Origin of the sequence: Paraburkholderia nodosa DSM 21604 (genome assembly GCF_000519185.1) — a bacterium.
Taxonomy (GTDB): domain Bacteria; phylum Pseudomonadota; class Gammaproteobacteria; order Burkholderiales; family Burkholderiaceae; genus Paraburkholderia; species Paraburkholderia nodosa.
Genome location: NZ_JAFA01000001.1, coordinates 77,757 through 104,640, shown reverse-complemented (window position 1 = coordinate 104,640; position 26,884 = coordinate 77,757). Strand labels below are relative to the sequence as shown.

Annotated in this window: 24 protein-coding genes and 2 pseudogenes; 6 read left to right on the top strand and 20 right to left on the bottom strand. The window is 67.6% G+C overall.

From position 1 onward, the window contains the following. Window positions 1–156: 156 nt before the first annotated feature. Window positions 157–1,793: pseudogene (locus tag A3CW_RS44745) on the top strand (YifB family Mg chelatase-like AAA ATPase). A gap of 421 nt (window positions 1,794–2,214) precedes the next feature. Here the strand turns inward: A3CW_RS44745 and A3CW_RS0100475 are convergent. Continuing rightward, window positions 2,215–2,763, bottom strand: coding sequence for a hypothetical protein (locus A3CW_RS0100475; RefSeq protein ID WP_245623506.1), 549 nt, complete (start codon window positions 2,761–2,763; stop codon window positions 2,215–2,217). A gap of 245 nt (window positions 2,764–3,008) precedes the next feature. On the opposite strand from A3CW_RS0100475, the gene A3CW_RS0100470 reads away from it, so the two are divergent. After that, window positions 3,009–3,494, top strand: coding sequence for a TlpA family protein disulfide reductase (locus A3CW_RS0100470; protein WP_407669683.1), 486 nt, complete (start codon window positions 3,009–3,011; stop codon window positions 3,492–3,494). A 70-nt stretch (window positions 3,495–3,564) separates the two neighbouring features. Here the strand turns inward: A3CW_RS0100470 and A3CW_RS0100465 are convergent, their stop codons facing one another. From A3CW_RS0100465 to A3CW_RS0100425, 9 genes and pseudogenes are all read right to left on the bottom strand, one after another. Then, the gene (locus A3CW_RS0100465; RefSeq protein WP_028201799.1) at window positions 3,565–4,914 is read right to left on the bottom strand and encodes a sigma-54-dependent transcriptional regulator; all 1,350 of its coding nucleotides are present in this window, start codon (window positions 4,912–4,914) and stop codon (window positions 3,565–3,567) included. A 45-nt stretch (window positions 4,915–4,959) separates the two neighbouring features. After that, entirely contained in the window at window positions 4,960–6,915 is a 1,956-nt protein-coding gene (locus tag A3CW_RS44740) for a sensor histidine kinase (RefSeq protein ID WP_245623521.1), read from the bottom strand. A 176-nt stretch (window positions 6,916–7,091) separates the two neighbouring features. Continuing rightward, entirely contained in the window at window positions 7,092–8,375 is a 1,284-nt protein-coding gene (locus tag A3CW_RS0100455) for a dicarboxylate/amino acid:cation symporter (protein ID WP_028201798.1), read from the bottom strand. A 346-nt stretch (window positions 8,376–8,721) separates the two neighbouring features. Continuing rightward, a complete protein-coding gene (locus tag A3CW_RS0100450; RefSeq protein ID WP_028201797.1) occupies window positions 8,722–9,603 on the bottom strand; it encodes an ABC transporter permease subunit in 882 nt (293 codons plus the stop codon). Then, complete coding sequence (locus A3CW_RS0100445; protein ID WP_028201796.1) at window positions 9,600–10,409, bottom strand: taurine ABC transporter ATP-binding protein; 810 nt, start codon at window positions 10,407–10,409, stop codon at window positions 9,600–9,602. Before A3CW_RS0100445 ends, A3CW_RS0100450 begins: the two co-directional genes overlap by 4 nt. A gap of 16 nt (window positions 10,410–10,425) precedes the next feature. Then, window positions 10,426–11,478 (bottom strand): taurine ABC transporter substrate-binding protein, encoded by a 1,053-nt coding sequence (gene tauA / locus A3CW_RS0100440; protein ID WP_028201795.1) that lies wholly within the window; start codon window positions 11,476–11,478, stop codon window positions 10,426–10,428. A gap of 240 nt (window positions 11,479–11,718) precedes the next feature. Beyond that, window positions 11,719–12,708: a lipoyl synthase gene (lipA, locus tag A3CW_RS0100435; RefSeq protein WP_028201794.1), complete on the bottom strand. Its 990-nt coding sequence runs from the start codon at window positions 12,706–12,708 to the stop codon at window positions 11,719–11,721. Between the two features lie 169 nt (window positions 12,709–12,877). Then, window positions 12,878–13,636, bottom strand: a pseudogene (lipB, locus tag A3CW_RS44735) (lipoyl(octanoyl) transferase LipB); the annotation flags it as partial. Window positions 13,637–13,743: 107 nt separating this feature from the next. Further along, window positions 13,744–14,070, bottom strand: a complete 327-nt coding sequence (locus A3CW_RS0100425) for a DUF2917 domain-containing protein (RefSeq protein WP_028201793.1) — start codon at window positions 14,068–14,070, stop codon at window positions 13,744–13,746. Window positions 14,071–14,171: 101 nt separating this feature from the next. Here A3CW_RS0100425 and A3CW_RS0100420 point away from each other — a divergent pair, with 101 nt between their 5' ends. Then, window positions 14,172–15,149, top strand: a complete 978-nt coding sequence (locus A3CW_RS0100420; protein ID WP_028201792.1) for a transcriptional regulator GcvA — start codon at window positions 14,172–14,174, stop codon at window positions 15,147–15,149. Window positions 15,150–15,221: 72 nt separating this feature from the next. Here A3CW_RS0100420 and A3CW_RS0100415 read toward each other — a convergent pair whose 3' ends face one another. The 10 genes from A3CW_RS0100415 to A3CW_RS0100370 form a co-directional block, all read right to left on the bottom strand. After that, window positions 15,222–15,515, bottom strand: coding sequence for a DUF493 family protein (locus A3CW_RS0100415; RefSeq protein ID WP_035512112.1), 294 nt, complete (start codon window positions 15,513–15,515; stop codon window positions 15,222–15,224). Next, on the bottom strand, window positions 15,512–16,477 hold the full coding sequence (locus A3CW_RS0100410) for a D-amino acid aminotransferase (protein WP_028201790.1): 966 nt from the start codon (window positions 16,475–16,477) through the stop codon (window positions 15,512–15,514). Before A3CW_RS0100410 ends, A3CW_RS0100415 begins: the two co-directional genes overlap by 4 nt. Continuing rightward, window positions 16,474–17,781 (bottom strand): D-alanyl-D-alanine carboxypeptidase family protein, encoded by a 1,308-nt coding sequence (locus tag A3CW_RS0100405; protein ID WP_028201789.1) that lies wholly within the window; start codon window positions 17,779–17,781, stop codon window positions 16,474–16,476. The genes A3CW_RS0100410 and A3CW_RS0100405 overlap by 4 nt, the downstream gene beginning before the upstream one ends. A 269-nt stretch (window positions 17,782–18,050) precedes the next feature. Then, the gene (locus A3CW_RS0100400) at window positions 18,051–18,683 is read right to left on the bottom strand and encodes an alpha/beta hydrolase (RefSeq protein ID WP_028201788.1); all 633 of its coding nucleotides are present in this window, start codon (window positions 18,681–18,683) and stop codon (window positions 18,051–18,053) included. Window positions 18,684–18,730: 47 nt separating this feature from the next. After that, window positions 18,731–19,057, bottom strand: coding sequence for a (2Fe-2S) ferredoxin domain-containing protein (locus A3CW_RS0100395; protein ID WP_028201787.1), 327 nt, complete (start codon window positions 19,055–19,057; stop codon window positions 18,731–18,733). Between the two features lie 163 nt (window positions 19,058–19,220). Continuing rightward, window positions 19,221–20,579, bottom strand: coding sequence for a VanZ family protein (locus A3CW_RS0100390; RefSeq protein WP_245623505.1), 1,359 nt, complete (start codon window positions 20,577–20,579; stop codon window positions 19,221–19,223). A 68-nt stretch (window positions 20,580–20,647) separates the two neighbouring features. Further along, complete coding sequence (locus A3CW_RS0100385; RefSeq protein WP_051481158.1) at window positions 20,648–21,325, bottom strand: ABC-type transport auxiliary lipoprotein family protein; 678 nt, start codon at window positions 21,323–21,325, stop codon at window positions 20,648–20,650. A 78-nt stretch (window positions 21,326–21,403) separates the two neighbouring features. Beyond that, on the bottom strand, window positions 21,404–22,369 hold the full coding sequence (locus A3CW_RS0100380; RefSeq protein WP_028201784.1) for an MlaD family protein: 966 nt from the start codon (window positions 22,367–22,369) through the stop codon (window positions 21,404–21,406). 73 nt (window positions 22,370–22,442) lie between these two features. Then, window positions 22,443–23,324 carry an ABC transporter ATP-binding protein gene (locus A3CW_RS0100375; RefSeq protein ID WP_028201783.1) on the bottom strand — a complete coding sequence of 294 codons (882 nt, stop codon included), beginning with the start codon at window positions 23,322–23,324 and terminating at the stop codon, window positions 22,443–22,445. A 50-nt stretch (window positions 23,325–23,374) separates the two neighbouring features. Continuing rightward, complete coding sequence (locus A3CW_RS0100370) at window positions 23,375–24,508, bottom strand: MlaE family ABC transporter permease (RefSeq protein WP_028201782.1); 1,134 nt, start codon at window positions 24,506–24,508, stop codon at window positions 23,375–23,377. 341 nt (window positions 24,509–24,849) lie between these two features. On the opposite strand from A3CW_RS0100370, the gene A3CW_RS0100365 reads away from it, so the two are divergent. The 3 genes from A3CW_RS0100365 to A3CW_RS0100355 all read left to right on the top strand — a co-directional run bounded on the left by A3CW_RS0100365 (window position 24,850) and on the right by A3CW_RS0100355 (window position 26,869). Further along, complete coding sequence (locus tag A3CW_RS0100365) at window positions 24,850–25,761, top strand: biotin--[acetyl-CoA-carboxylase] ligase (RefSeq protein ID WP_028201781.1); 912 nt, start codon at window positions 24,850–24,852, stop codon at window positions 25,759–25,761. Beyond that, window positions 25,758–26,558 (top strand): type III pantothenate kinase, encoded by an 801-nt coding sequence (locus A3CW_RS0100360; protein ID WP_028201780.1) that lies wholly within the window; start codon window positions 25,758–25,760, stop codon window positions 26,556–26,558. The genes A3CW_RS0100365 and A3CW_RS0100360 overlap by 4 nt, the downstream gene beginning before the upstream one ends. A 71-nt stretch (window positions 26,559–26,629) precedes the next feature. Continuing rightward, window positions 26,630–26,869, top strand: coding sequence for a hypothetical protein (locus A3CW_RS0100355; protein ID WP_028201779.1), 240 nt, complete (start codon window positions 26,630–26,632; stop codon window positions 26,867–26,869). Window positions 26,870–26,884: the final 15 nt, after the last annotated feature.

The window sequence follows — 26,884 nt, the reverse complement described above, 5'->3', positions numbered from 1 at the left end:
CCGCAAGCGATCCGTAGCGTGATCGCAATGGAACCGTAAAGGGGCATACGCCTCACCAGCCTGGCGCATGCACGGCGCGCGAAACATGTACGAAGCCCAGTCCGAAGCTTCGTAGAACGCGCGCCACTCCCGCATGCGAGCCTTCCGGAGAATCCCATGTCGCTTGCCGTGGTGCGCAGCCGCGCGCCGGCTGCTGGCCGCGCGCCCGAAGTCACCGTCGAAGTCCATCTCGCCAACGGGCTGCCGTCGTTTTCCATCGTCGGGCTGCCCGATCTCGAAGTGCGCGAAAGCCGCGAGCGCGTGCGCGCCGCGCTCTCGAACTGCGGCTTCGATTTCCCGGTGAGGCGCATTACCGTCAATCTCGCGCCCGCCGATTTACCCAAGGAATCCGGCCGCTTCGATCTGCCGATCGCCCTCGGCATTCTCGCGGCGAGCGGGCAGCTTCCGGCTGCTGCGCTCGCGCACCGGGAGTTTGCGGGCGAGCTTTCGCTCACCGGCGCCGTGCGGCCCATGCGCGGCGCGTTCGCCATGGCTTGCGGCACGGCACGCGCGCATAGGGATCACGCAGCGCGCGTCGACGAAGCGGCCGCGTCCAGCCGTGACGCCATAGCCGAAAGCATCATCCTTCGGATTCCTGACACCGAAACCGGCGAAGCAGCGCGCTCCGGCATGCCCGAGCTTTATCTGCCTGCGCAAAACGCCGCCGAGGCGGCGCTCGTGCCAGATGTCGCGGTGTACGGCGCGGCAGACCTGCGCTCCCTGTGCGCCCACCTTGCCGGCGTCGATCCCGAAGCGCGCCTCGCCCCCGTGCGCGCGAGCGCCCTCGAAGCCGCACCGGCCGCCGCGCCCCCCGATTGGCCGACGTGGTCGGCCAGCGCGGCGCGCGCCGGGCGCTCGAAGTCGCTGCGGCCGGCGGGCACCATCTGTTGATGGTGGGGCCGCCGGGCGCCGGCAAGTCGATGCTCGCCGCGCGCCTGCCCGGGCTCCTGCCCCCCATGACGGACGACGAGGCGCTCGCCTCCGCCGCCCTGCTCTCCGCCAGCGCGGCCGGCTTCACGCCGCAGCAATGGCGCAAGCGGCCGTTTCGCGCACCGCATCATTCATCGAGTGCAGCCGCGCTGATCGGCGGCCGCAATCCGCCACAGCCGGGCGAGATCACGCTCGCGCATTTAGGGGTGCTATTTCTGGATGAGCTGCCCGAGTTCGACCGTCACGTCCTCGAAACCCTGCGCGAGCCGCTCGAAGTGGGCGCGATCACGATTTCGCGCGCCGCGTGGCAAACCGACTTTCCGGCCGCGTGTCAGCTCGTCGCCGCGATGAATCCCTGCCCGTGCGGCTGGCGCGGCGACCCCGCCGGTCGCTGCCGCTGCACGCCCGAAAGCGCCGCGCGCTATTTGCGCAAGCTCTCGGGGCCGCTGCTGGACCGCATCGACATCCAGATCGAGATTCCGGCGCTGCCGCCCGCCGAACTGGCCGCTCGCGCGAGCACGAACGCCGAACCGAGCGCTGCGATCGCCGCTCGCGTGCAGGCGGCACGCGAGCGCCAGCTGGCGCGCCAGGGGAAAACCAATCGCGAACTGACCGGCCGCGAGACCGACGCAGTCTGCCAGCCGGACGCCGCCGCAGAAGCGCTGCTGCGCGAAGCGGGCGAGCGCTTCGGCTGGTCGGCGCGAGCGCACTACCGGGTGCTCAAGGTCACGCGCACGATCGCCGATCTCGCGGGCGCCGCGATGCCCGAAGCTGCGCATGTGGCGGAGGCCGTGCAATACCGGCGCGTGTTTGCCGAGCGGTAGCCATGCACAGCGCCGGTTTCGCCGTAGAACGCCGCCGCTTTGCGCTGCGGGGAATGTGAATAGCGCCAATAAGTCGAAGTCGAGACTTGACTTATGCACATTTCGTCGTCTTGGCCCCGGTTCTGAGCATTGTTCGCATTACGCCGCGGCCGTTTGGATAACCCATTGATTCTTCTACCCTTCTGGATTTACAGAAAAGCGGCCAAAACTAACAGAAAGCCCACAGGACGGCCCTTTCCGGCCAACGCGGCGTTGTTTTCCACAAAGTTACCCACAGCTCCTGTGGGTAACCGGTAAACCCTCAATCAAATCCGGTAATTAGCGTGTTTACCTGCAGCGCAACCTTCACTTCGTCCCCCAAACGCCCGCCGCTGCGTGAGTGAAACATCGCGGCGCGAGGCGTACTGCGGAGTCCCAAAACTCAGTACAGCTTGAAAGATCCGAAGAACTGGTCGATCTGCTCAACCGGCGGCTCGGTGCGCCCGACGATCGCGACCTGGTAGGCGCGCGCGCCCTTTGCGACGAGCCGCGCATGGATCGTGCGCGTCTCGCCGTTGGCGCCCGCGTTGCCGGCCATGCGCATCTCCACGCCCTCGACCGTGCCGCCCGCCGCGAGCGGCACCGCCACTGCGTGCGCCTCGGCAGGCGCGCCCACGTTGCGCGCGAGGCCCGCGCGCAGGAACTCGAGCGCCTTTTGCTGCGTCGCGGGCTGCGCGTCGGGCAGATCGAGCGTGCCGACCACGAACACGTCGCCGGCGACTTCGGCCGTCTGCACGCGCATGCGCATCGGCGTGCCGCTCACGTCGATGCGGCGCTCGTCCTTGTCGGGCTTGGCCGGCAGATCGATCGAGTAACCGCTCGCGTCGTTCGAAATCGTGCGCCAGTCGTAAGTCGGCGAGCAGGCGGCCAGCGCGAACGCGGCGGCGAGTACGCCCAGCGTCGCCGAGCGGGCAGGAACGAGGGCGCGCATCGGCAGGTTCAACGGGAGTCGGGCACGGCGAAGGATGTCCAGGACCATGGGGCGCGGTTCGTCACAGAAGTGAAAGGTGCGCGACATTATCCTTCGGCGCATACCCGGATGTTGTCTCGCAACCGCTATGCCGGGAAATTCGGCGCTACAATATTTGCGCTCAACACCCGCGCCCATCGGCGCACGAGGCAAGGCTCATGACCGCTGCATCCCCAAATTCCTCGAACAAGCGTTCCGGCGCGCTCATGCGCATTGGCGCGGCGATGGTCGTGGTCGCGATCGCCGTGGCCGGCTACTTCGCGTTCTTCGGCAGCCAGCAGCGCGTGCCCGACGCGACCTTCACGCTTCTGTCCGGCCAGAAGGTCTCCACGCACGACCTCAAGGGCAAGGTCTATCTCGTCAACTTCTGGGCGACGAGCTGCACCACCTGCATGGCGGAAATGCCGAAGATGGTCCAGACCTATAACCGCTTCAAGGGCGAAGGTCTCGAGTTCGTCGCGGTGGCGATGAACTACGACGCGCCGATGTACGTGGCCAACTACGCGCAAACGCGCCAGTTGCCGTTCAAGGTGGCGATGGACGACGGCTCGGCGGCCAGGCAGTTCGGCAATGTCCAGCTCACGCCCACCACGTTCGTGATCGGCCGCGACGGCAAGATCCTCAAGCGCTACGTCGGCGAGCCGCAGTTCGCCGAACTCGACCAGTTGCTGCAGAAGGCGCTGGCGACCTGATACGCGATTCACGTAGCCAATAAAAAAGCAGCGGTAACCCGCTGCTTTTTTTATGCCTTCTTGTGCCGCTTTACGCCTCGCCTCTCGCCACCAGCCCATAGCGGCGGATCTTCTCGTACAGCGTGGCCTTCGCCATCTGCAGCCGCTCGGCGGCCTGGGCGACCGCACCGTTGCTCTGCTGCAGGGCGTCGGCGATCAGCGCGCGTTCGTACTGCTCCACGCGCTCCTTGAGCGGCAACGCGTCGTCCGCGCCGGCCGCCGCGCCGGCCGACAGATCGTCGGGAATCCCGAGGACCCGGCGGTCCGCCGCATTGCGCAGCTCGCGCACGTTGCCCGGCCAGTCGCGCTGCGCGAGCCGCATGCGGTCGCGCTCGGTGAGCAGCGGCGCGGGACGCTGGTAGCGCACCGCCGCGTCGAGCAGGAAGTGCTCGAAGAGCGGCACGATGTCCTCGCGGCGCTCGGCCAGCGGCGGCAGCGCGATCGTCACGACGTTCAGCCGGTACAGCAGGTCGCGCCGGAAGGTCCCCGCCGCGACGTGCTCGCTCATGTCGCCCTTGGCCGCCGCGACCACGCGCAGGTCGGCGCGCACCGGCTGGTTCGAGCCGAGGCGCTCCAGCACGCCGTCCTGCAGCACGCGCAGCAGCTTCACCTGCAGCGAGAGCGGCATGCTCTCGATCTCGTCGAGAAAGAGCGTGCCGCCGCCCGCGTGCTCGAGCTTGCCGATCCGGCGCTTGGCCGCGCCCGTGAACGCACCCGCCTCGTAGCCGAACATCTCCGACTCGAACATCGGTTCGGGCAGCGCGCCGCAGTTGACGGCGACGAACGGTTTGTCATGGCGCGGCGAAAGCTCGTGCAGGCTGCGCGCGATCAGCTCCTTGCCCGCGCCGGTGTCGCCGTTGATGAGCACCGAGGCGTCCGTCGGCGCGACGTTCGCGATGAGCTTGCGCACCTGTTCGATCGCCGGACTCTTGCCGATGATGCGCGGCGCGAGCGTGTCATGTCCCGCCAGCTCGCGGCGCAGCGCGAGGTTTTCGAGCACGAGCAGGCGCCGCTCCAGCGCGCGCCGCACCGTTTCGATGAGGCGCTCGGAGGCAAACGGCTTCTCGATGAAGTCGTACGCGCCGTCGCGCATGGCCTGCACAGCCATCGAGATATCGCCGTGGCCCGTCACGAGGATGATGGGCACCTCGGGCGCGCGCTCGTGGCATTGCGCGAGCAGATCGAGCCCGCTCATTCCCGGCAGGCGGATGTCGCTCACCACGACGCCTGCGAAGTCGGCGTCGACGAGCGGCAGCGCGGCTTCCGCGTTGGCGAAACCGGCGGCGTCGAAGCCCGCGAGCTGCAGGCTTTGCACGCCCGCGCGGCGCACGAGTTCGTCATCCTCTACGTAGAGCACCCGGCCGGGCGTGGTGTTCACCATGTTCGTTCGTCATCCTGATTCAAAAGCCAGCGTCACAACCCAGTCTCACAACCCCGCCGCACGCGCCGCGCTCGCGGCATCCGCGCGCGAGCGGCGCAACGTCAGCACGAAGCGTGCGCCGCCTTCCGGCACGTTGCTGGCCGTGAGCGAGCCGCCGCAGTCGCGTGCGATCGACGAGGAAATGGCGAGTCCGAGGCCAAGCCCCTGCCCCATTTCCTTCGTCGTGAAAAACGGCTCGAAAAGGCGCGGCAGCACATCGTCGGGAATGCCCGGCCCATTGTCGCTCACTGCGATGGCGAGCGTCGCGGCGCTCGCCTGCACGTCGATCGCGATGCGCGGCGACGGCAGGCCCGCTACGGCGTCGAGCGCATTGCCGAGCACGTTGATGAGCACCTGTTCGAGACGCAGGTCGTCGCTCTGCGCGCTCAGGTCGGGGTAGTCGGCGTCCACGTCGAGCGGCACGGACGGCGCGCCGTCTTCCGTCAACGTGAGATCCACGCGCACGCCGTCGAGCCGCTTGCCGAGCAGCGCGAGCGAGTTGCGCAGCGCGCGGGCGACCGGTGCGCGGGCGCTCCTGGGTCGCGCGCGCCCGACGAACAGCTTGAGCTGGTTGACGATCTTGCCCATGCGCTCGGTGAGCGAGCCGATCGCCTCGAGGTTTTCGGTGGCCGCCGCGTACTGGCCGCGCTCCAGAAACACGCGCGTGTTGTCCGAGAAGCTGCGCAGCGCCGCGAGCGGCTGGTTCAGCTCGTGCGTAATGCCCGCCGCCATCTGGCCGAGCGCGGCGAGCTTGCTCGCCTGGATCAACTCGTCCTGGGTCGCGCGCAGTTCCGCCTCGGCGCGCGTGCGCTCCGCCACCTCGCGCTGCAGGCGCTCGTTGGCCTGCGAAAGATCGGCGGTGCGCTCGGCCACGCGCTCGTTGAGCATCGCGTAGGCCTTTTGCAGCATCGCGCGGCTGCGCATCACCTCCTTCACGCGTGCGCGCCGCATGCGCCAGTAGAAGCCGAACAGGCACAGCGAAACGTAGCCGAAGCCCGTCATGATGGTCGCGTTGCGCGAGGCTTCGAGCACGGGGTCGATCGACGACATGGTGACGAGATGCCAGTCGGGCTCGCCGAGGGAGCGGCGCGTTTCCAGGTAGCGCGGCGCGCGTAGGCCCGCGCCCATGCGCACGATGTCGGCGCCGCCCGGCAACACGCGTTCGACGCTCGTCGGCAGCGGCGCGATCGGCTCGCTCGCGTACTGGCGCGTGGCGTCGATCGAGGCCACCACGGCCGGCGGCAGCGGGCGCACCGTGCGGTACTTCCACGCGGGCACCGAGGAGAGAAAGATCACGCCGTGATCGTCGGTGACGAGCAACGGCTCCGAGGCGTCGGTGCCCGGAAACCATTCGAGATTGAGCTTCACCACGGCCACGCCGACGATCTTGCCGTCGCGCCGCACGGGCTGCGACACGTAGTAGCCGGGATCGTGCGAGATCGTGCCGATGCCGAAGAAGCGCCCCACGCCGCCGTTCATCGCGTCGATGAAATACGGCCGGAAGCGGTAATCCGCGCCCACGAAGCTATCGGGGTCGCGCCAGTTGCTGGCCGCGATGCTCACGCCGTCGGCACGGATGATGTAGGTCGTCGTGGCGCGCGCGTGGCGGTTCACGTCTTCGAGATAGCGGTTCGCAGCGGCCACCCACTCGGGTCTCTGATCGACCAGCACGTCCTGCACGAGCGGGTGCTCGCCGACGATATAGGGCAGCGAGTCGTAGCGCTCCAGCGTGCTCTTGAGCGAAGCTGCGGTGCGGTCGCCGCGCACGGCGGCGTTGCGGCGCAGCGCGTCGATGCCGGTCTGCCACGTGAGCGCCCACGTCAGCGCGCAGACCGCGACGAGGCCGGCTGCGAGCGCGAAGAGGATGATGAGGCGGCGCGTCACGTGAGCGGCTTCCAGACGGTCGAGGGGGATGAGGGAGATTGTGGCACACGGCCGCGCCGGGGCGTCCGGGTCGGACAGCGCGCGGCGCTGCACTCAGGCAACGTGCCGCCTGGTCAGGCGAGAAAGGCAAAAACGGACGGCGCTCACGCAGGGGAACGCTCGCGCCGCCCAGCGGCGATGGCCGCGAAACATCGAGAGACGAAACATCGGCGGGCGGCGCGCCTCGCGGCTTGTGCGCGCCCGCCCAGCGCGGCTTACGCGCCTGCGCTTTCCTTCATTTCTTCGACCTCGCCGGAGAGCACGGCGCGCAGCTTGTTGCGGTCGAGCTCCTTCTCCCATGCCGAGACCACGACCGTCGCCACGCCGTTGCCGACGATGTTGGTCAGCGCGCGGCACTCGCTCATGAAGCGGTCGATGCCGAGGATCAGCACCATGCCCGAGAGCGGAATGGTGGGCACCACGGCGAGCGTGGCCGCCAGCGTGATGAAGCCCGCACCGGTCACGCCGCTCGCGCCCTTCGAGGTGAGCATCGTCACCGCGAGCAGCGTGAGCTGCTGCGTCCACGTGAGGTCGGTGTTGGTCGCCTGGGCGATGAAGAGCACCGCCATCGTCATGTAGATGTTGGTGCCGTCGAGGTTGAACGAGTAGCCGGTCGGCACGACGAGGCCCACGACCGAGCGCGAGCAGCCAAGGCGCTCGAGCTTCTGCATCAGTTGCGGCAGCGCCGATTCCGACGAGCTGGTGCCGAGCACGATCAGCAACTCTTCCTTGATGTAGGAAACGAAGCGGATGATCGAGAAGCCCGTGAAGCGCGCGATCGCGCCGAGCACGACGAGCACGAACACGATCGACGTGAGGTAGAACGTGCCGATGAGCTTGAGCATCGGGATCAGTGAGCCCACGCCGTACTTGCCGATGGTGAACGCCATCGCGCCGAACGCGCCGATCGGTGCGAGCTTCGTGACGATCTTCACGACGCCGAACAGCACGCCCGAGATGCTGTCGATGAACTCGGTCACCACGCGGCCACGCTCGCCCAGTTGCGTGAGCACGGCGCCAAACAGCAGCGCGATCAGCAGGATCTGCAGGATCTCGCCCTGCGCGAACGCCGAAGTGATCGTGTCCGGAATGATGTGCATCAGGAAGTCGACGCTGCTCTGGCCATGCGCCTTTTCGGCGAAGCTGGCCACGGCCTTGGCGTCGAGCGAATGGACGTCGACGTTGAAGCCCGCGCCCGGCTTCAGCACGTGCGTGGCGATCAGGCCGAGCACGAGCGCGAAGGTCGAGACGATCTCGAAGTAGAGCAGCGCCTTGCCGCCCACGCGGCCCACCTTCTTCATGTCCTCCATGCCGGCGATGCCGGTCACGACGGTACAGAAGATGATCGGCCCGATCACCATCTTGATGAGCTTGATGAAGGCGTCGCCGAACGGCTTCATGTCGATGCCGATCGCAGGCCAGTAGTGGCCGAGGATCACGCCGATGACGATCGCCACGATCACCTGGAAATAGAGGACTTTGTGGAGAGGTTTCTTCACGGTGGTTCCTGCAAATGAGTTAAGCCAATGGCCGAACGAAGCGAGTTCGGGCCGCGACAGGTCGAAACTGGGGATCAGCGAAACCGGAAGATGGGATCGGACATCGGCTGTCTCCTTGCGACCGGTGTTAGCGCTTTAGCGCTTACTCCGGTCCCATGCATAGTTGCTGTTTTTTTGTCGCGGCCTGGGTGGCCGCGCGTTCTTAATTGCAAGGAGAATGCCAGCGAGCGCAATCGCTCGTGCCGTTGATTTATAAGGATTTTTATCCAGCAAACAAAGGCGCGAATCTGGTTTTCCAGAATCGCGCCCCGTGAGCGTTCGGATTTCCAGAAAGAGGGGGGCCGTCTTAGCCGCGTCCCTTCCACGGCACGAGGCGCCGTTCGAGCGCGCGCATGCCCAGATCGAAGCCCCAGGCAATCAGCCCGATCAGGACGATGCCCATCACCACGACGTCGGTGCGCAGGAAGCTCGACGCGTTGAGCACCATCTGTCCCAGGCCCGCCGTGGCGGCGACCATCTCGGCGGCCACGAGCGTGGTCCAGCCAAAGCCGATGGCGATGCGCAGGCCCGTGAGGATCTCCGGCAGGGCGGCGGGCAGCACGACGAAGCGCACGATCTGCGCGAGGCTGCCGCCCAGCGACGCCGCCGCGCGGATCTGCTCGACGCTCGCGCTTTTCGCCCCGGCGCGCGCGGCCATCGCGATCGGCGCGAAGCAGGCGAGCCAGATCACGACGATCTTGGCCGTCTCGTCGATGCCGAACCAGATCACCACGAGCGGCAGATAGGCGAGCGGCGGCAACGGCCGGTAGAACTCGAGCGGCGGATCGAGCAGGCCGCGCGCGACGCGCGACACGCCCATCAGAATGCCGACGGGCACGGCCGTCACCACCGCCAGCAGGAACGCGCCGAACACGCGCAGCGCGCTCCAGAACAGATGCTCGGAGAGCGGCAGGCCGCCCTGGATGCGGCCGTGCAGCGCGTCGGTGAAGGCTTGCCAGACGGCTTCGGGCGTCGGCAGGAAGAGCGGCGGCAGCCAGTGCAGATGCGTCGCGAGCCACCAGAGCAGCGCGAGCCCCGCCACCGAGGCCGCGCTCAGCGCCGCCGTGGGGCCTTCGCCGGGCATGCGCCAGACTTTCGAGCGCGCCGTTTGCGCTTCGCGCGCAGCGGGTGCATTGACGCTGCGAGCCTTCAACGCGACTTCTCTCAACGATTCGTGCGGCACGCTCATACCGGCTCCTCGTGTACGTGTGCGCCCGAGTCCGCATGCAGCAAATCCACCAGCCGCTCGCGCCACGCGATGAATTCCGGCGACGACTTCACGGCGCGCGCGTTACGCGTGGCGAGATACTGGCGCGCGAACGGCACCTCGTACTCGCGCTCGATGCGGCCCGGCCCCGGCGTCATGACGACGATGCGCGTCGCCAGAAAGAGCGCCTCCTCCACGCTGTGCGTGATGAAGAACACCGTCTTCTGCGTGCGCGCCCAGACGTCGAGCACGAGCGTCTGGACCTGCTCGCGCGTCATGGCGTCGAGGGCGCCCATCGGCTCGTCCATCAGCAGGATCTGCGGATCGCTCGCGAGCGCGCGCGCAATGCCCACGCGCTGCTGCATGCCGCCCGAGAGCGCATACACGCGTTCGCGCGCCTGCGCTTCCAGGCCCACGAGCGCGAGCTGCTCGCGCGCGATGCGCACGCGCTGCGCCTTCGGCACGCGCCGAAAGCGCAAGCCGAGCGCGACGTTATCCAGCACGTCGAGCCACGGCAGGAGCGCGTGCTTCTGGAACACCACGCCGCGCTCGGCGCCCGGCCCCTCCACGCGCGCGCCGTTCACGCGCACCTCGCCAAGCGCTGGCTCGATGAAGCCCGCGATGCAGTTGAGCAACGTGGTCTTGCCACAGCCCGACGCGCCGAGCGCCACGACGAACTCGCCGCTCGCCACGTCGAGGTTCACGTTGGCGAGCGCGACGTTCGGCGCAGCGTCACGTCGCGCGCCTTCGTAGATGACGGTGAGATCGCGGATCGCGAGCGCGCTCATGCGAAGCTCCTGGCGTTCAATGCGCAGCGGCGCGTTGCACGTACTGCGGATCGACGCCTACCGAGTAGTCGGGCAGCACGTTCTGGATCGTCCCTTGCTCCTTGAGGAAGGTGGCCGTGGCGAGCAGCGACTGCGCCGCCCCCGACTGCGCGCCGCCGCCCAGCCATGCCTTCGAGGCTTGCTCGGCGGGCGTGGGGAACGCGTAGAGCGCGAGGCTCGCGGGCACTTCGGCGGCATTCGCGCCCGACTCCTTCGCCACGGCCTGCACCTGCGGAGAAGCCGCGCTCCATGCCGTGCGATGCGCGCTGTAATCGGCGTCGGCAGCGGCCAGCACCTTCACGAACTTCGCGACGAAATCGCCGTTGTCCTTGGCGAACTTGCGGTCGACCACGAAGCCGTCGAAGGTCGCCTTGCCCGTGGCCTTCGCCACCTGGCCCGAAGTAATCAGCACCTTGCCGTTCTTCTTCACCTGCGCGAGCACGGGGTCCCAGATGTAGGTCGCGTCAATGTTGCCGCGCTGCCAGGCGGCCGCGACCTCGGACGGACGCAGGTTGACGATCTTCACATCGACGGGATTCACGCCCGCGTTCTGCAGCGCGACGAGCGCGTGAAAGTGCGAGGTCGAGACATACGGCACGCCGATCGTCTTGCCCTTCAGACCCGCGATGCTCGTCACGCCCGAACCATCGCGGGCGACGAGCGCTTCGGCGTCGTTGATGTTGTCGAGAATCCAGAACAGCGAGAGATCCACGCCCTGCGAGAGGCCCGCCGCGATCGGGCTCGAACCTGCCTCGCCGAGCTGCACCGAGCCCGAGGCGAGCGCGCGGATCACGTCGGCGCCGCTCGCGAGCTTGCGGTAGGTGACCTTGTAGCCCGTTTCCTTCTCGACTTCGCCCGTTGCCTGCGCATAGCGCCACGGCACCACCATGTCCTGATACGCGATCACGACCTCGCGCGTTTCGGCATGCGCGCGCGGCGCGCCGAACGCGCTGGCGAGGCAGGCGGCGGCGAATGCGACGGCGGCGATGTGCGGGCGGCGTGCGAATGCAGGGATAGCGCGAGGGTTCATCGGGAGACTCCGGCGGAACGACGTTCGAGTGAATGAAGGTTCCGACTATAGGGAGTCTGACGGCGGGCGGTTCTAACTTATCCGCGTTAGCTAATGACGCTGCTGAAGCATTGCTTTTCGCGTTGAGGTGGATGGTGCTGGAATCGATGCGTGTGTCGCGCTGTTCGAGCGCGGCGCAAAGCAAAAAGCCCGCTTTTCAGCGGGCTTTTCGATTGCGTGCTTGCGAGAAGCGGGAGTTGTTTAAACCACCCCTGCCCCATGCGCCTGCAGATCGGCGTGATAGCTCGAACGCACCATCGCACCAACGGCCGCGTGCGTGAAGCCCATCTTGTACGCCTCTTCCTCGTACATCTTGAAGGTGTCGGGATGCACGTACGAACGCACCGGCAGATGGTGCTCCGAGGGCTGCAGGTACTGGCCGATCGTCAGCATGTCGACGTCGTGCGCGCGCAAATCGCGCATCACCTGAAGAATTTCCTCTTCGGTTTCGCCGAGGCCCACCATCAGGCCCGACTTCGTCGCGACTTCGGGATGCAGCGCCTTGAAGTCCTTGAGCAGCTTGAGCGAGTGCGCGTAGTCCGAACCCGGGCGCGCTTCCTTGTAGAGGCGCGGCACCGTTTCGAGATTGTGGTTCATCACATCCGGCGGCGCGGCGTTGAGGATCTGCAGCGCGCGGTCGAGACGGCCGCGGAAGTCCGGCGTGAGAATCTCGATACGCGTTTCGGGCGACTGCTCTCGCACCTGACGGATGCACTCCGTGAAGTGGCCGGCGCCGCCGTCGCGCAGGTCGTCGCGGTCCACGCTCGTGATCACGACGTACTTGAGCTTGAGCGCGCCGATGGTGCGTGCGAGGTTCGTCGGTTCATCCGGATCGAGCGGATCGGGGCGGCCGTGGCCGACGTCGCAGAACGGGCAACGGCGCGTGCACTTGTCGCCCATGATCATGAACGTCGCGGTGCCCTTGCCGAAGCATTCGCCGATGTTCGGGCAGCTCGCTTCCTCGCAGACCGTGTGGAGGTTGTGCTCGCGCAGGATGTTCTTGATTTCGTAGAAGCGCGAGTTGCCCGTGGCCGCCTTCACGCGGATCCACTCGGGCTTCTTGAGCTTCTCGATGGGAATGACCTTGATCGGAATGCGCGAGGTCTTGGCCTGCGCCTTCTGTTTTGCGGTGGCGTCGTAGGGAACGGCGTCGGCGTTGGTGCCAGCGGGGTTCGCAGTGATGTCAGTCATGCTTTCGATCCAGTCAGGCCGCCGGTGCAACGCCAGCCTGCGGTTGCGGCGGTTGCCCGCCTGAGACGGCCGCTTCGGCCGGGTCCATCGCGGCCGCGTAAGCGGTCGCTTCCTTTTCAGCCGCCTCTGCGGCCGGGTTCATCCCGGCAGCTTCGGCTGAAGGGTCTGTGGCAGCCGCTTCGGCCACCGCGAGAAGTGTTGCTGCGTGCGCCGCGAGATTCGCCTCGAGCCGCGCCGCCAGCGTGGCGGCGACGTCGCGCCAGCTCGCCTCGACACCCAGCGTGGCCATATCGACGGTTTCGAGACCGGCGTATCCACACGGATTGATCGCGAGAAATGGGTTCAGATCCATCGACACGTTCAGGCTCACGCCGTGATAGCTGCAGCCGTTGCGGATCTTCAGCCCGAGGGCGGCGACTTTCGCGCCCGGGTGCGCAGCGCTTGCGCCGCTGGCGTCCTGCGGCACGTAAATGCCGGGCGCGCCGGCCTTGCGCTCGCCCGCGAGATTATACGCCGCCAATGTTTCGATCACGGCGTCCTCGATGAGCGTGACGAGCTCGCGCACCATCAGCTTCCTGCGCCGCAGATCGAGCAGCAGGTAGGCCACCACCTGGCCCGGCCCGTGATACGTGATCTGCCCGCCGCGATCGATCTGTACGAGCGGGATGCCGCTGTTCGCTACGAGCAGGTGCTCGGGCTTGCCGGCCTGGCCGAGCGTGAAGACGGGCGCATGCTCGACGAGCCAGATTTCGTCGGGCGTCCTGGCGTCACGGGCGGCCGTGAACTCGCGCATCGCGTCGAAGCTCGTCTGATAAGCCTCGTTGCCGCGCCAGCGCACGACGATGGGCGAACTTGCCGTTTGGGACGCGGCCTCGGCTGTGCCGGGGTCGGATGGAATTTGCGAGGGTGAAACCGGGGTGGCGCACATGATTCCGGGAGTCTACCGAATTCGGGACGAGCGCGCCGGGCATGCTGCGGATAACGGCGGCGGTGGGTTGCCCCATCGCCGCCGTCTTTGAATGACTGGCCGTCAGGTCAAACCGTGCGCCAGCCGTCGCCGATGTGAACGCCTGCGCGCTGTGCGGCGCGTGCGGCCAGGTCGACCACGCGCTCACTCAGGCGCGCCGGCGCCGCGAAGCCCACCCACGCGGGGGCGCCGCCTTCCGCGCCGATCCACAGGCGCTCGCCGCGCCGCAGCCGCAGCGTGTGGCCGGGCTCGAGCCAGTAGTCGGCGGTGTCGTCGCTGCGCGTGACCCAGACGGTGCCGCACTTCACGGTCAGCCGCGTGCTGCGCGTGACGCGCACTGAGGCCGTTTGATCGGCCGCCACTTCAAACGTGATATCCGAAGAAATTTCTCTCATTTTCAACTCCGAATGACCTGCTTCGATAGCTACAATCGTAGACACCATAAGGGATCGAGCAAAACGATCAATTTTCACGGCTATGTGAGAAAAAATACGATATGGATCTGCGCCAGCTACCTGCGCTGAACGCGCTCAAGGCCTTCGAAGCCGCCGCCCGCCACGAAAGCTTCTCGCGCGCCGCCGACGAACTCTTCGTCACGCACGGCGCGGTGAGCCACCAGATCCGCGCGCTCGAAGCGGAGCTGGGCGTGGCGCTCTTCGCCCGCGACGGCAAACGCGTGCGCGTGACCGACACCGGCCGCCGCTACGCCGGCCAGGTGCGCGACGCGCTCAACCAGCTGGCGCACGCCACCCAGGAGATCCGCGCCGGCGACCGCGACCGGCGGCTCGTGGTTTCGATGCTGTCGTCGTTCGCGGCGCGCTGGGTCACGCCGCGCATCGGCCGCTTCATCGAGGCGCATCCGCAATGGGACGTCGAGCTGCAATCGACGAATTCGCTCACCGACTTTGCGCGCGACGATGTCGATGTCGCCATCCGCTTCGGCTACGGGCACTATCCAGGGCTGCACGCCGAACTGCTGCTCGACGAGATCTTCTTTCCCGCCTGCTCGCCCGATTTCAACGGCGGCAAGCTGCCCACCGACCCGCGCGAACTCGCGACGCTGCCGCTCCTGCGCTCGGACGACGAACTCTGGCGGCCGTGGTTCGACGCCGCGGGCCTCCAGGACCTGCACGAACCGAAGCGCGGCGTGCTCTATCAGGACTCCTCGAACCTGCTGCAGGCTGCCATGGACGGCCAGGGCATCGCGCTCGTGCGCCGCTCGCTCGCCACGCACGAGATCACACTCGGGCGTCTCGTGCGCCTCTTCAAGGACATCGACGGCCCCAGCCCGTGGCGCTACTACTTCATCTGCCCGCCGCAACGCATGCAGACCGAGCGCGTGCAGGCGTTCCGCGACTGGGTGTTCGATGAGGTCTCGCGCTTCAGGCGGCTTTACGAGGACGCTTGCGAAGCCGGTCCGCTGATGACGGCCGCCGCGGCGGCGCAACGCGCACGCGTGGGCGACGTGCCTTGACGACCCGCCAGGCACCAGATGCAAAAAGGGCCGCACGTTGCGGCCCTTTTCATTCGAATGCCTTCTGCTCGCTTACAGCACGATCTTCACCATCGGATGCCCGGTGAGGGCTCGATAGATGTCGTCGAGATGCGCCTGGCTCGTGGCGCGCACCGTCACGGTGAGGCCCGTGTAGTTGCCGCCGCTCGAAGGACGCGTCTCGATGGTCGTGGCGTCGAAGCCGCCGTCGAATTCGCGCAGCACCGTCACGATGGTGTCCTGGAATTCCGGATGCGTCTTGCCCATCACCTTGATGGGGAAGTCGCAGGGGAATTCGATCAACGATTCTTTCGCTGCGGGGTTGTTGGCCTGTTGTGTCACGTTCATTTCTCCACTTCCTGTAGCTCGGCGGCCGATGCGCGCAAAGCCTGCGCCTCGCGTTGCTTCGCGCGCTGGTACGCCGCGTGAAGCAACGCATAGACCGGGCCCGGCTTGCCGCCGCCTACCGGCTTGCCGTCGAGCGCGACGACCGCCAGCACTTCCTTCGTTGCCGAGGTCACGAGAATCTCATCCGCCTCGCGCAGTTCGGCTTCGGCGATCTCGCGCGCTTCGAAGCGCACGCTGCATGCCTCGGCCAGCTCCTCGATCAGGCCATAACGAATGCCTTCGAGAATGCGGTTGCTGCGCGGCGGCGCAAAGAGCGCGCCGCCCTTCACGACCCACACGTTCGACGAAGACGCTTCGGTGAGCCAGCCGTCGCGCAGCTGGATCGTTTCGAACGCGTCGTTTTCCGCCGCATGCTGCGCCATCAGCACGTTGCCGAGCAGCGAGGTCGACTTGATGTCGCAATTCAGCCAGCGCTTGTCTTCAGCCGTCACACAGCGCACGCCGTGCTCGCGCTGCGCCACGCCCGGCAGCTTGAGCGGATTGACCATCGCGAACACGGTGGGCGTGGCCGCCGCCGGGAAGGCGTGGCCGCGCGGCGCCACACCGCGCGTCACCTGCACGTAGAAGTTGGCGTGGGCATCGCGCGCGAGCGCGCCTGCGACCTCGTTCGCCTCGATCAGACGCGCGAGGAGCGCGCGCCAGCCCGCTTCGTCGAACGGATTTGCAATGGCGACTTTCTCGAGCGAGCGCTTCAGACGCGCGAGATGCTGCGCGATGCGAAACGGCACGCGCACCGTGCCTTCACCATCAGCGAGCGCATAGACGGGCACGACTTCGTAAATGCCATCGCCGAAGATGAAGCCGCGATCGAGCACGGGAATGCGTGCTTCGGAAAGCGGCGTCATTTCACCGTTGAGCCAGACGAGCGGCTCGCCCGCCTGCGTCGCTGAAGCGGACGTCATGACTTCTTCTTGTTGACCATGAGCATGAGCGAATCCCACACGCGGCCGACGACACCGGCCTGCGGCACGGCTTCGAGCGCGACGAGCGGAACCTGCGCGAGCACCTTGCCGTCCGCGCCCACGAACTTCGCCGTGCCGACCTTCTGGCCAACCGCGAGCGGCGCGATCAGCGGGCTGCTGAGTTCGACCTGCGGCTTGGCCTTGTCGGCGGCGCCCTTGGGCAGCGTGACGAACTGATCCTTCTGCACGCCGACCTTCACGGCGTCGAGCGTGCCCTTGTAGACGCGCGGCGTCGCCACGGCCTGGTTCGCCTGATAGATGCGCGTGGTGTCGTACGCGCTATAGCCGTAGTTCAGCATCTTCAGGCTGTCCTGCACGCGATCGTGTTCCTTCTGCTCGCCCATCATCACCGAGACGAGACGGCGGTTGCCGCCGCCCGCGAGCGGACGCTTGGCCGACGCGATCAGGCAGTAGCCCGCAGCTTGCGTGTGGCCGGTCTTCAGGCCGTCGACCGTCGGGTCGATCCACAGCAGGCGGTTACGGTTCGGCTGCTTGATGTTGTTGTACTTGAATTCCTTGACCGAGAAGATGTCGTAGTACTCGGGATAGTCGCGGATCAGGCGCGCGGAGAGCGTGGCGAGGTCGCCGGCCGACGTGTAGTGATTCGGGTCGGGCATGCCGTTCACGTCGGCGAAGTGCGTGTGCGTCATGCCGAGCTTCTGCGCTTCGGCGTTCATCATGTTGACGAAGTTCGCTTCGCTGCCGCCCACCAGTTCGGCGAGCGCGATGGCCGCGTCGTTGCCCGACTGGATGATCATGCCGTACACGAGGTCATGCACCGAGACCGGCTTGTTCGCTTCGATGAACATGCGCGACTCGTCGTTTTTCACGCGGCGCACGGCTTCGCTCGGCGTGACGATCTGATCCATCGTGATCTTCTTGCTCTGCAGCGCCTCGAACACGAGGTACGCGGTCATGAGCTTCGTGAGCGATGCGGGTTCGACGCGCTCATCGGCATTGCCGGAGGCGAGCACCTGGTTCGCAGTAGCGTCGACGAGCACCCACGAGCGCGCATTCACGCCCGGAGGCGGGAGGCCGCCGAGTACGTTGTCCGCGGGAGTGCCGACAGCCACATCCGCTTGCGGCTGCGCCTGCACTTTCACGCCCGCGGTGTGTGCGGGCGTACGGGCGAACGTGTTCGCGCTCGCCAGCAGCGAGGCGGGCAAGAGCACTGCAAGCGTGACGTTACGAACGATGGTGGAAGGAACAAAAGAAGACGGTTGGCCAGAGGAGAGAAAACGCATAGGTTCAGGTCGGGCGGAATGGGGACGGGATGAACGTAGCGCGCCATGCGGCGCACGGTCGGGGAAAGCCGGAATGCGGGTGCCGTGCATGCGCCGGTCGCGGCGCAGCAAGCACAAAATTGGCGAACATTATACGCGTCACGTCGTGGCGAATTTTCGCGATGTCACACGTTTGCGCATACCTGTCGTGCATTTTTCACGCATTTCGCCCGGCATACGCGCGGTGACGAACGGCTTGCATCGGGCCCCGAAACAGCGGACCCGACACATCAGCGCCACGCTTCGACGATGATGCGCTTCAGGATATGCAGCTTGCGGTGCAGGAAATGTTCTGCCCCCGGAATCACGACGATGGGCAATTCCTGCGGACGCGCCCATTCGTACACCGAGAGAATGGGCACGGTGTCGTCGAGTTCGCCGTGGATCACGAGCGTGTCGTCGCGCACGGGCGCGACTTCCCAACGGCTCGCGGCAGTCCCGACGAACACCATGCGCTCGATCGCGCCGCCCGCTTCGAGATATCGCTTCGCGACGTGCGAGAGCACGAAGGTGCCGAACGAAAAGCCCGCGAGCACGAGCGGCACGTCGGCCTGGCCCGGTTGCGCGCGCATGTAAGCGATGAGTTCGAGCAGGTCGTCCTGTTCGCCGATGCCGTTGTCGTGCGTGCCCGCCGTTTCGCCCACGCCGCGAAAGTTCGAGCGATAGGTCGTGTAGCCGAGCTGCACGAGCGTGCGCGCGAGCGTTTGCGCGACCTTGTTGTCCATCGTGCCGCCAAAGAGCGGGTGCGGATGCGCGACGAGCGCAATGCCGCGCGGCGTCGTGCCGGCGTCGGGCACGTCGAGCGCGCATTCGATCTTGCCGACGGGACCGTCGATCTGGAATTTTTGTGTCTGGGCGTTCATCGTGCGGCAGTCCTTACGGGTACTTTGAGGCCGTGCATCGGGGTCGATCAGCGATCGATCTTCAGGCGCTCGACCACCTGGCCGTTCTGCAGATGCGAGACCACGATTTCGTCGATGTCGCTCTCGTCGATGTACGTGTACCACGTGCCTTCCGGGTACACGACGACGGTCGGGCCCTCCTCGCAGCGGTCGAGGCAGCCCGCCTTGTTGATGCGCACCTGGCCCGGGCCGGCAAGACCCAGCTGCTTCACGCGCTTCTTCGCGTACTCCTGCATGGCTTGTGCGTTGCAATTCGCGCAGCTCGGGCGGTCCGCGCCGGGGTCGCGCTGGTTCAGGCAGAAAAAGACGTGGTACTTGTAGAACGAATCGGTCATGGCGTGGGGCACCGGTGAGTGTCGTGCAGCGAGCGCAGGCTTGCTGAAAGCGTGTGGCCCGCCTTGGCGGCAATAGATTGCGTGGCGCGCGAGCGTGGCTGCGCGGCGATCCGGTCGATTATAACGAGCGCGGCGTGAACGCTCAGGCGAGCGCCGCGCGCCCTCACCGAGCGTGGCGAGCGCGCTTCGCGGCGCGGCGCGCGCGCCGCACGAGCCACGCGCGTTCGAGCGAGAACGCCGTCCACGCGAGCGCGGCCCAGGGCCACGTCCATGCGAGCCAGCGCGCGAGGCCGTTGAAGTGCAGGTAGCGGCCCTGCCGCCAGTCCGCGAGCACGACGTCGAAGTACGGGTTCACGGGCAACACGTTCACGAACACGAGGGCCACCGCGAGCGCGAGCGTCGCCGCCGCTGCGCGCACGGCGCGCGGCAGGCGCAAGGCGAGAAACGCGAGCAGCGTGCCCCACACGAGGCCCGCGAGCGCCCCCGGCGTCGCCCAGTCGAAGATGAGGCCGCTTTGCGACTGCAGAAAGGTCGCGCCTACCTTGACGACGAGCGTCACCACGATCAGCGCGATGACGAGCCGCGCGCGCGGCGCCCGCGAGCGCATGGGGAGCGTCGCGAACGCCGCCGCGCCGAACAGGTTCAGCGTCGTGACGATCGCTTCCCAGCCGCTATCGGGCAGGCGCGCGGCGAGCATGTCGGGCAGCGAACGCAGATGCCAGGCGGCGGGCGTCCAGGCGAGCACGGCGTCCTGCATCGAGCCGTCGAGGCGCTGCCAGAGCGCGCGCGCCCACTCGCCGAGGCCGAAGAGGCGCGGCGTGGGGTACATCGTCGCGAACGGCCAGAGCGCCGCAAGCACCATCAGCACGGCCGCGTCGCGCTCGAACCAGCGAAAGCGCAGGCGGCGCAGGAAGCCGCGCTCGAGCAGCGCGCCGGTGGCGGGCGCCGCCACGAGCGCGCCGAGCAAGGCGCCGAGCGCATTCGAGGCGAGATCGAGATTGGACGCGACGCGCGTGGGCAGCCAGGTCTGCACGGCCTCCATGACGCCCGAGAGCAGCGTGCCCGCAATGGCGGCGAGCAGCACCGCGAGAAAACCACGCCAGCGCGGCCACGCGGCGAGCACGACGAGCGCGCCGAACGGCATGTAGCCGAGCACGTTGGTGACGATGTCGAATACCGTCCAGTAGCGCGGCCACGGATCGCCGAGATAGGCGAAGGGACTGAGGCCGAGCGAGCGCCAGCCGGTGAACGGATACCACGAGCCGTAGACGATCAGCGCCGTGTAAAGCGCGAGCGCCTGACGCGAGAGCGTCGAGGCCTGGCGCAGCAGCGGCTCGCGTGCGGCGGCTGGCGATGCCGATGCTGACGCGGGCGCGGGCGTGTCGCCGCTGGCGATCGCACCGCGTTCGTCGCCAGCGCCCTGGCCGCTGTCTTGACCACCGGTTTGGCCACCCTCGTCGCCGTCCATCCCGCGCCGCCCGCCTTGCGGGGCGCGCAGCCGGAGCCGTCCCGCTTCGATCATCCGCTATCCCGCCCTTGCCCCCAATGCCGCGCCGCGCACTGTTATCGCGCGACGCCTGTCCATGTCCCTCAAGGCGTGCCCGCGAACGACTGCGTGCTCAGCCACGCGCCCAGCTGATTGGCGAAATCGTCGCTGGCCGCCTGCAGCGCGCGCACGCCGCCCGCGGCATCCGGCGTGGGCGCCGGCGCGCGCGTGGCGAACGAGCGCTGCGCCAGCACCTTGCCGCCCTGCATGAGCGTTGCGCGCGCAGCCAGCACGCCCGCGCTTTGCGTCGGGCTCTCGAACACCTGCTCGAACTCGTACAGTTCGACCTTGAGCATCGGCGCCTGCACGGCGTCGCCGCCCGCGAGCACCGTCGCGTGCGCGCCGAGCGACGTGCGCAGGTGTTCCGTGAGCAGCCGCGCGGGCGACATCGTCCAGCGGCTGTTCGCGTAGCGCGCCGTGCGCTGCGAGTCGAAATTCATCCGGTAGAGGATGCCGTCGTTATCGAGCGGCGGCGGCGCGCTTACCGCCAGCACCTTCAGCAGCGGCCTGGCACCCGGTACGCCAGCCACTGCCGGGCCGGCCTGCGCGCCCTGCGCTTCCTGCGACGACTGCAGCCCGAGGTCGTAGCGAGCCTCGTTGATCGAAGACGGACCGCCCGCGCAGGCGGCGAGGAGCGCACCGAGCGCGAGCGCCGCCAGCCAGGCCGAGCCGGCGGTTGCGGCGCGTTGCATCGATCGTGGCAGGCGTGATGTGCGTGACATTGCGTTTCCTTCTTTGGCGCGCGGCGCATGCGCCTCGCGAAAGTACATCGAATGGTGTCGCCAAGGCGGTGGCGCCGCCTACTTCGTCCCCGCAGCGGCCGGCCACGCAAAGCCCGGCTCGCCGGGCCCGGGCGCCGGCTGCGGCGCGCCGCCGAACAGCACGCTGCGCGGGCTCGTGCTGAAAGTGCCCGCCGCACGGTCCACGGAGCGCATGGCCGAGCGCACGTCGTCGGTGAGCGAGTCGACGCGTGGCAGCGTGTCGTAGCCCACGCGCGCCGACAGGTCCTGGATCGAGACGTCGATCGAGGTGAGCGCCGCGCCCGCCTGGGCCGCCGCCGTGCCGGCCTTGTTGAGGTTGGTCTGGAACGGGCCGTCCGGGCGGTTCATGCTCGTGATGAGCGTGTTGGTCGACTGCAGCGTGTGCTGCAGCTCCGTCACCGCGCCCGGCAGCTGCTTCGTGGCAGGCTGGAGCTGCTCGGCGAGCACGTTCACGCTGCTCGCGGCCTGCTGCAGGCTGTTCACGGCCTGCATCACCTGTTTGCGGTTGTCCTCGGAGAGCATTGCGTCGATGTCGCCAGCAATGTTGTCGAGCTTGCGCATGAGTGCTTCGCCTCGGCGCTGGAGCTGGTCGAGCAGGCCCGGGCGCAGCGGCAGCTCGGCCACGCGCGCCTGCGATGAATGCAGCGGCGAGAGGTCGATGCCATTGTCGTCGAGCTGCACGAACGCGATGCCCGTCACGCCCTGCAGCGCGAGCGAGCCGAAGGTGGAGCGCGTCATCGGCGCCTTCTGGTCGACGAGAATGCGAATGCGGATCTGGCCCGGATGCTGGGTATCGAACTTGATCGACTGCACCTTGCCCACGTCGATACCGCGAAAACGCACCGCCGCGTCCGGATAGAGGCCCGTCACGCTCGAGCGCGAAATGAGGTCGTACGGCACGCGCACAGAGCGGTCGGCGCTGAAGAAGATGACGACAAGCGCGATCACGATGAGCAGGCCTATCGTGAACATGCCCGCCCAGAACGCATGCGGTTTGTTTTCCATCGTCAGATTCCTTCTTTGGCGGCCGCGGCGCGCCGGTTGAGCCGGTCAAGCCGGATATAGGCGTGCGCAGGCCCTACCACGGCTTGTACCCCACGGCTGCCGGAGCGAGCGCCGCCGGCGGCAGCTTCGCGCGCCGCTCGGGCGGCAGCGCCTGGAGCGCGCGGCGACCGCGCATGCCCAGAAAGTACTCTCGGATGAACGGATGATCGACGCTCGCCGCCTCCTCCACGGGCGCCGCCACGAGCACCCGGCGCTCGGCCAGCACGGCCACGCGCGTGGAGAGCGCGACCATGGCGTCGAGGTCGTGCGTGACGAGCACCACGGTGAGCCCCAACGCCCGGTGCAGCGTGCTGATGAGGTCCACCACTTCGTCGGAGGAGCGCGGGTCGAGCCCGGCCGTGGGCTCGTCGAGAAAAAGCAGCTCCGGCTCCAGCACGATCGCGCGCGCGAGGCCCACGCGCTTGATCATGCCGCCCGACAGCGCGGCCGGCATTTTCGAGGCGTGCTTGCAGGGCAGCCCGACCATTTCGAGCTTGAGCATCACGATGTCGCGCAGCAGGGCGGCCGGCACCTTGCCGAGCTCGCGCACGGGCTGGGCGATGTTGTCGAACACCGTGAGCGACGAGAACAGCGCGCCTTGCTGGAACAGCATGCCGGTGCGCGTGCGCATGAGGCGGGCGTGCTCGGGGTCGATGGTCGAAATGTTCTCGCCGAACATCTTGATGGAGCCCGAGGTCGGCTTCTCGAGCCCGAGGATCTGGCGCACGAGCGTGGTCTTGCCCGAGCCCGAGCCGCCCACCAGCGTGACGATCTCGCCGCGGCAAATTTCCAGGTTCAGATGCTGATGGACGATGTTGCGCCCGTAGCGCTTCGAGAGGTTGTGGACCTCGATCACCGGCTCGCCGATAGTCGGCAGCGGCAGATCCTGCGCGACCTCCTTGAGCGGCGTGGTGATCGTGCCGGTCGTTTTCGTCTCGATCGTCGTAACCGTCGTGCCAGTCGTGCTCATGAAAGCCCCACGTTCTGGAACAGGATCGCGAATACGGCGTCGGCAAGGATCACGATCGTGATCGACGTGACGACCGATGTGGTCGTGCCCTCGCCCAGGCTCTGCGAATTCGCCTTGATGCGAAAGCCGAAGTGACAGCCCACGATCGCCACCAGCATGCCGAACGCCACTCCTTTGCCGAGGCCGATCCACACGTTGGCGATCGGCACGACGCTGGGCATCGAGCGCATGAACCACGAAATGTCGATACCTAGCACGATCTTCGCCGCGATCGCGCCGCCTAGCAACGCAATGATGTCGGTCCAGATCACGAGCAGCGGCATGGCGACGCCGAGCGCGATCACGCGCGGCAGGATGAGGCGCAGGCCGTGCGAGATGCCCATCACGCGCATGGCGTCGAGTTCTTCGGTCACGCGCATCACGCCGATCTGCGCGGTGATGGCCGAGCCCGAGCGCCCCGCCACGAGAATCGCCGAGAGCACGGGCCCGAGTTCGCGGATCACCGCGAGGCCGAGGATGTTGACGATGAACTGGTTCGCGCCGAAGAGGCGCAATTGCTGCGCCGAAAGGTACGACAGCACGATGCCGATCAGAAACGCGACGAGCGCCGTGATGGGCAGCGCGCGCGCGCCGGCGTTGTAAATGTTCGCCGAAATCTCGATCCAGGGCGTGACCTTGGGCTTGCGCACCACGAGCAGCAGATCGAGGATCACGCGCCCGAACATGGCAATGCCGCCGTACAGGTGGTCGAAGAACGAGAAGATCGCGAGGCCGAGCTGCGTGACCGGATCGACGCGCACGATGCGCTCCGCCGGCTCGCGCACGGAGTCGAGCAGCGCGATGCGCTCGAAGATGTCGCGCTGCGTTTGCGTGAGGTCGACAAGATCGGCCGGCAGCTTGTGGCCCCAGACGCGCCAGAGCGCCTGGCCGCCCACGTGGTCCATGCGCTCCACGCCCGAGAGGTCCCATTCGCCGATGCGCTCTTCGGCGATCTCGCGCAGACGGCGCGCGGCACCGCCCTGGTCGCGGTCGCGCGCGAGCGCGAGCGCTGTCCACTGGCCAGACAGGCGCACGGTCTTTCCGTGGGTGCCGGCCGAGACTTCAAGGCCGGGCGGCGTGTCTTGATTCAAGGGTAAGCACTCGACGGACGGGGTGAGCAAACATTGTAGCGAACGCGCCCCGTTTCGTCGGTCCGAAAGCGCACGGCCGGCGCTCAGACCCGAGGCGAACTGTGGGCAACTCTCTGGATAACTTGTGGACTGCCTGTGGGCGACCTGTGAATTGCCTAAAGAGTAAGCAAATTGCGCGGCAACCGGCGGTGCGGTTGCCACCTTCGGACACCCTCGACCCTGTGGACGATTCCGTGGATAACCTGTGGGCCGCCTGTGGGTGACATGTGGATTGCCCACATTTCGGGTCAAAGCCAGCGTTGCGGACTGCTGCCCGCGCCCCAGCCACTACAATATGAGACATGAATGCGACGCCCCCCACCCCCGAGACTTCGAGCGCCGGCGACTGGCGCATCGACCGCAACCGCGCGATCACGCTGTTCGGCCCGGCCGCCAACGACTGGCCAATCGAGATCGTCGAGGAAACCGGCTCGACCAACGCCGACCTCATGGCGCGCCTGAAGGCGCTGCCGCAAAAGCGCGACGCGCTCGCGCGCCCGATCGTGCGCGTGGCCTATCTGCAGACGGCCGGCCGGGGCCGGCGCGGCCGCACCTGGGTCGCGCAGCCCGGCGATGCGCTGCTGTTCTCGATCGGCTGCGTGCTGCCGCGCCCGATCGAAGGGCTTGCGGGCTTGAGCCTCGCCATCGGCTCGGCGCTGGTGGACGGCCTGCGCACGCTGCCCGTGACCGCGCCCGGACAGATTGCGCTCAAGTGGCCCAATGACGTGCTGCTCGAAGGCGACAAGCTGGTGGGCATCCTCGTCGAGACAGCCTGGACCACCGCCGACGCCACGGCGGTCGTGATCGGCATCGGCACGAACGTGCGCGGCGAGGATGCGCTCGCCGCCAAAGTCGAGGCGCTCAACGCCGCCGCCGGCAGCGCGGCGGTCGTGCCCGGCACGACGCCCACGGCGCTTTCGCGCGCGTGGCCGAACGCCAACCTCACCGACACGCTCGCCGCCGAGTTGAACGCACTCGAAGCGGCACTGCAACGCTTCGGCACGGCGGGCTTTGCGCCCTTCCAGGCGCGCTGGAACGCGTGCCACGCGTACGCGGGCCGCGAGGTCGCGATCTACGAGCAAGGGAAGGAATTGCTGCGCGGCACGGCGGCAGGCGTGGACGAGCGCGGCCAGTTACTCGTCGATACGCCGAACGGGCGCGAGACCGTCACGGCCGGCGACGTGTCCCTGCGGCTCGCGGACAGCGGCGCATGAGCCGCGGCCCTTCCCTCCTGATCGACGCAGGCAACAGCCGGATCAAATGGGCGCTCGTCGCGCCCGACGGGTCGCGCCTGCATGCGGGAACGATGGATCATGTGCGCGACGACGGCGCGCAATCCACGCCCGCCGCCGGTGAAGCCGGAAGCGAAGAATGGGCGACGCTGCCGCGGCCCGCCGGCGCGTGGATCTCGAACGTCGCGGGCGCAGGAGTCGGCGAACGCCTCGACGCGCTGGTGGAGGCGCACTGGCCCGGTCTGTCGCGCACCGTGGTGCGGGCCTGCGCGCAGCAGTGCGGCGTGACGAACAGCTATGCCACGCCCGATACGCTCGGCAGCGACCGCTGGGCCGGCATGATCGGCGCGCACGCCGCGTATCCGGACGAGCCGCTCCTGATCGCGACATTCGGCACCGCCACCACGCTCGAAGCACTGCGCGCCGACGGCGCGTTCGTCGGCGGCATGATCGCGCCGGGCTTCACGCTCATGATGCGCTCGCTCGGCGAGCACACCGCGCAGCTGCCCGTGGTCGCCGGCGGCATGGCGAATGCTGCCCACCCGGGCATCGCCTTCGCCACCGACACGCGAAGCTCGATCTCGGCGGGCTGTGCGCTCGCGCAGGCCGCGCTCATCGAGCGCGCCTGGTCCGATCTGCAGGATGCGTGGAGAATGCCGGTGCGGCTCGTGGTGAGCGGCGGCGCGGCGGCCGAAGTGACAGCGGCGCTCAAGGTGCCGCATACTCGCCACGATGCACTGGTGCTGTCGGGCCTGGCGCTCATCGCGGCACAGTCCTGAGGCGCGCGCCCCACGCACCGCTAACATCTGGCCCTGAAACTGAACGAACGATTTCGAAGGAGCTTCACACGATGCTGCGCTGGCTGATCGCCATTCTGATTCTCGCCAACGGGCTCGCCTTTGCGGCCATTGGCGGCGTGTTTGGCCCGACACCCTCGTCGGGTACGCGCGAAACCCAGCACCTGAACCGGCAGATCCACCCCGAGCGGCTCGTGGTGAAGGCGATCCGGCCGTCCGAATCGGCGGACGTGCCGACCGTCGGCGGCCCGGTGGCGGATCCGGCGGTGCAGGCGTCGACCCTCACGCAGTAATCGGCGCTTCAAACG

Coding starts and splice junctions, on each gene's coding strand:
- A3CW_RS0100475 (WP_245623506.1), bottom strand. CDS start 2,763: ATGCGCGCCCTCGTTCCTGCCCGCTCGGCGACGCTGGGCGTACTCGCC.
- A3CW_RS0100470 (WP_407669683.1), top strand. CDS start 3,009: ATGCGCATTGGCGCGGCGATGGTCGTGGTCGCGATCGCCGTGGCCGGC.
- A3CW_RS0100465 (WP_028201799.1), bottom strand. CDS start 4,914: ATGGTGAACACCACGCCCGGCCGGGTGCTCTACGTAGAGGATGACGAA.
- A3CW_RS0100450 (WP_028201797.1), bottom strand. CDS start 9,603: ATGAGCGTGCCGCACGAATCGTTGAGAGAAGTCGCGTTGAAGGCTCGC.
- A3CW_RS0100445 (WP_028201796.1), bottom strand. CDS start 10,409: ATGAGCGCGCTCGCGATCCGCGATCTCACCGTCATCTACGAAGGCGCG.
- tauA (WP_028201795.1), bottom strand. CDS start 11,478: ATGAACCCTCGCGCTATCCCTGCATTCGCACGCCGCCCGCACATCGCC.
- lipA (WP_028201794.1), bottom strand. CDS start 12,708: ATGACTGACATCACTGCGAACCCCGCTGGCACCAACGCCGACGCCGTT.
- A3CW_RS0100425 (WP_028201793.1), bottom strand. CDS start 14,070: ATGAGAGAAATTTCTTCGGATATCACGTTTGAAGTGGCGGCCGATCAA.
- A3CW_RS0100420 (WP_028201792.1), top strand. CDS start 14,172: ATGGATCTGCGCCAGCTACCTGCGCTGAACGCGCTCAAGGCCTTCGAA.
- A3CW_RS0100415 (WP_035512112.1), bottom strand. CDS start 15,515: ATGAACGTGACACAACAGGCCAACAACCCCGCAGCGAAAGAATCGTTG.
- A3CW_RS0100410 (WP_028201790.1), bottom strand. CDS start 16,477: ATGACGTCCGCTTCAGCGACGCAGGCGGGCGAGCCGCTCGTCTGGCTC.
- A3CW_RS0100405 (WP_028201789.1), bottom strand. CDS start 17,781: ATGCGTTTTCTCTCCTCTGGCCAACCGTCTTCTTTTGTTCCTTCCACC.
- A3CW_RS0100400 (WP_028201788.1), bottom strand. CDS start 18,683: ATGAACGCCCAGACACAAAAATTCCAGATCGACGGTCCCGTCGGCAAG.
- A3CW_RS0100395 (WP_028201787.1), bottom strand. CDS start 19,057: ATGACCGATTCGTTCTACAAGTACCACGTCTTTTTCTGCCTGAACCAG.
- A3CW_RS0100390 (WP_245623505.1), bottom strand. CDS start 20,579: ATGATCGAAGCGGGACGGCTCCGGCTGCGCGCCCCGCAAGGCGGGCGG.
- A3CW_RS0100385 (WP_051481158.1), bottom strand. CDS start 21,325: ATGTCACGCACATCACGCCTGCCACGATCGATGCAACGCGCCGCAACC.
- A3CW_RS0100380 (WP_028201784.1), bottom strand. CDS start 22,369: ATGGAAAACAAACCGCATGCGTTCTGGGCGGGCATGTTCACGATAGGC.
- A3CW_RS0100365 (WP_028201781.1), top strand. CDS start 24,850: ATGAATGCGACGCCCCCCACCCCCGAGACTTCGAGCGCCGGCGACTGG.
- A3CW_RS0100360 (WP_028201780.1), top strand. CDS start 25,758: ATGAGCCGCGGCCCTTCCCTCCTGATCGACGCAGGCAACAGCCGGATC.
- A3CW_RS0100355 (WP_028201779.1), top strand. CDS start 26,630: ATGCTGCGCTGGCTGATCGCCATTCTGATTCTCGCCAACGGGCTCGCC.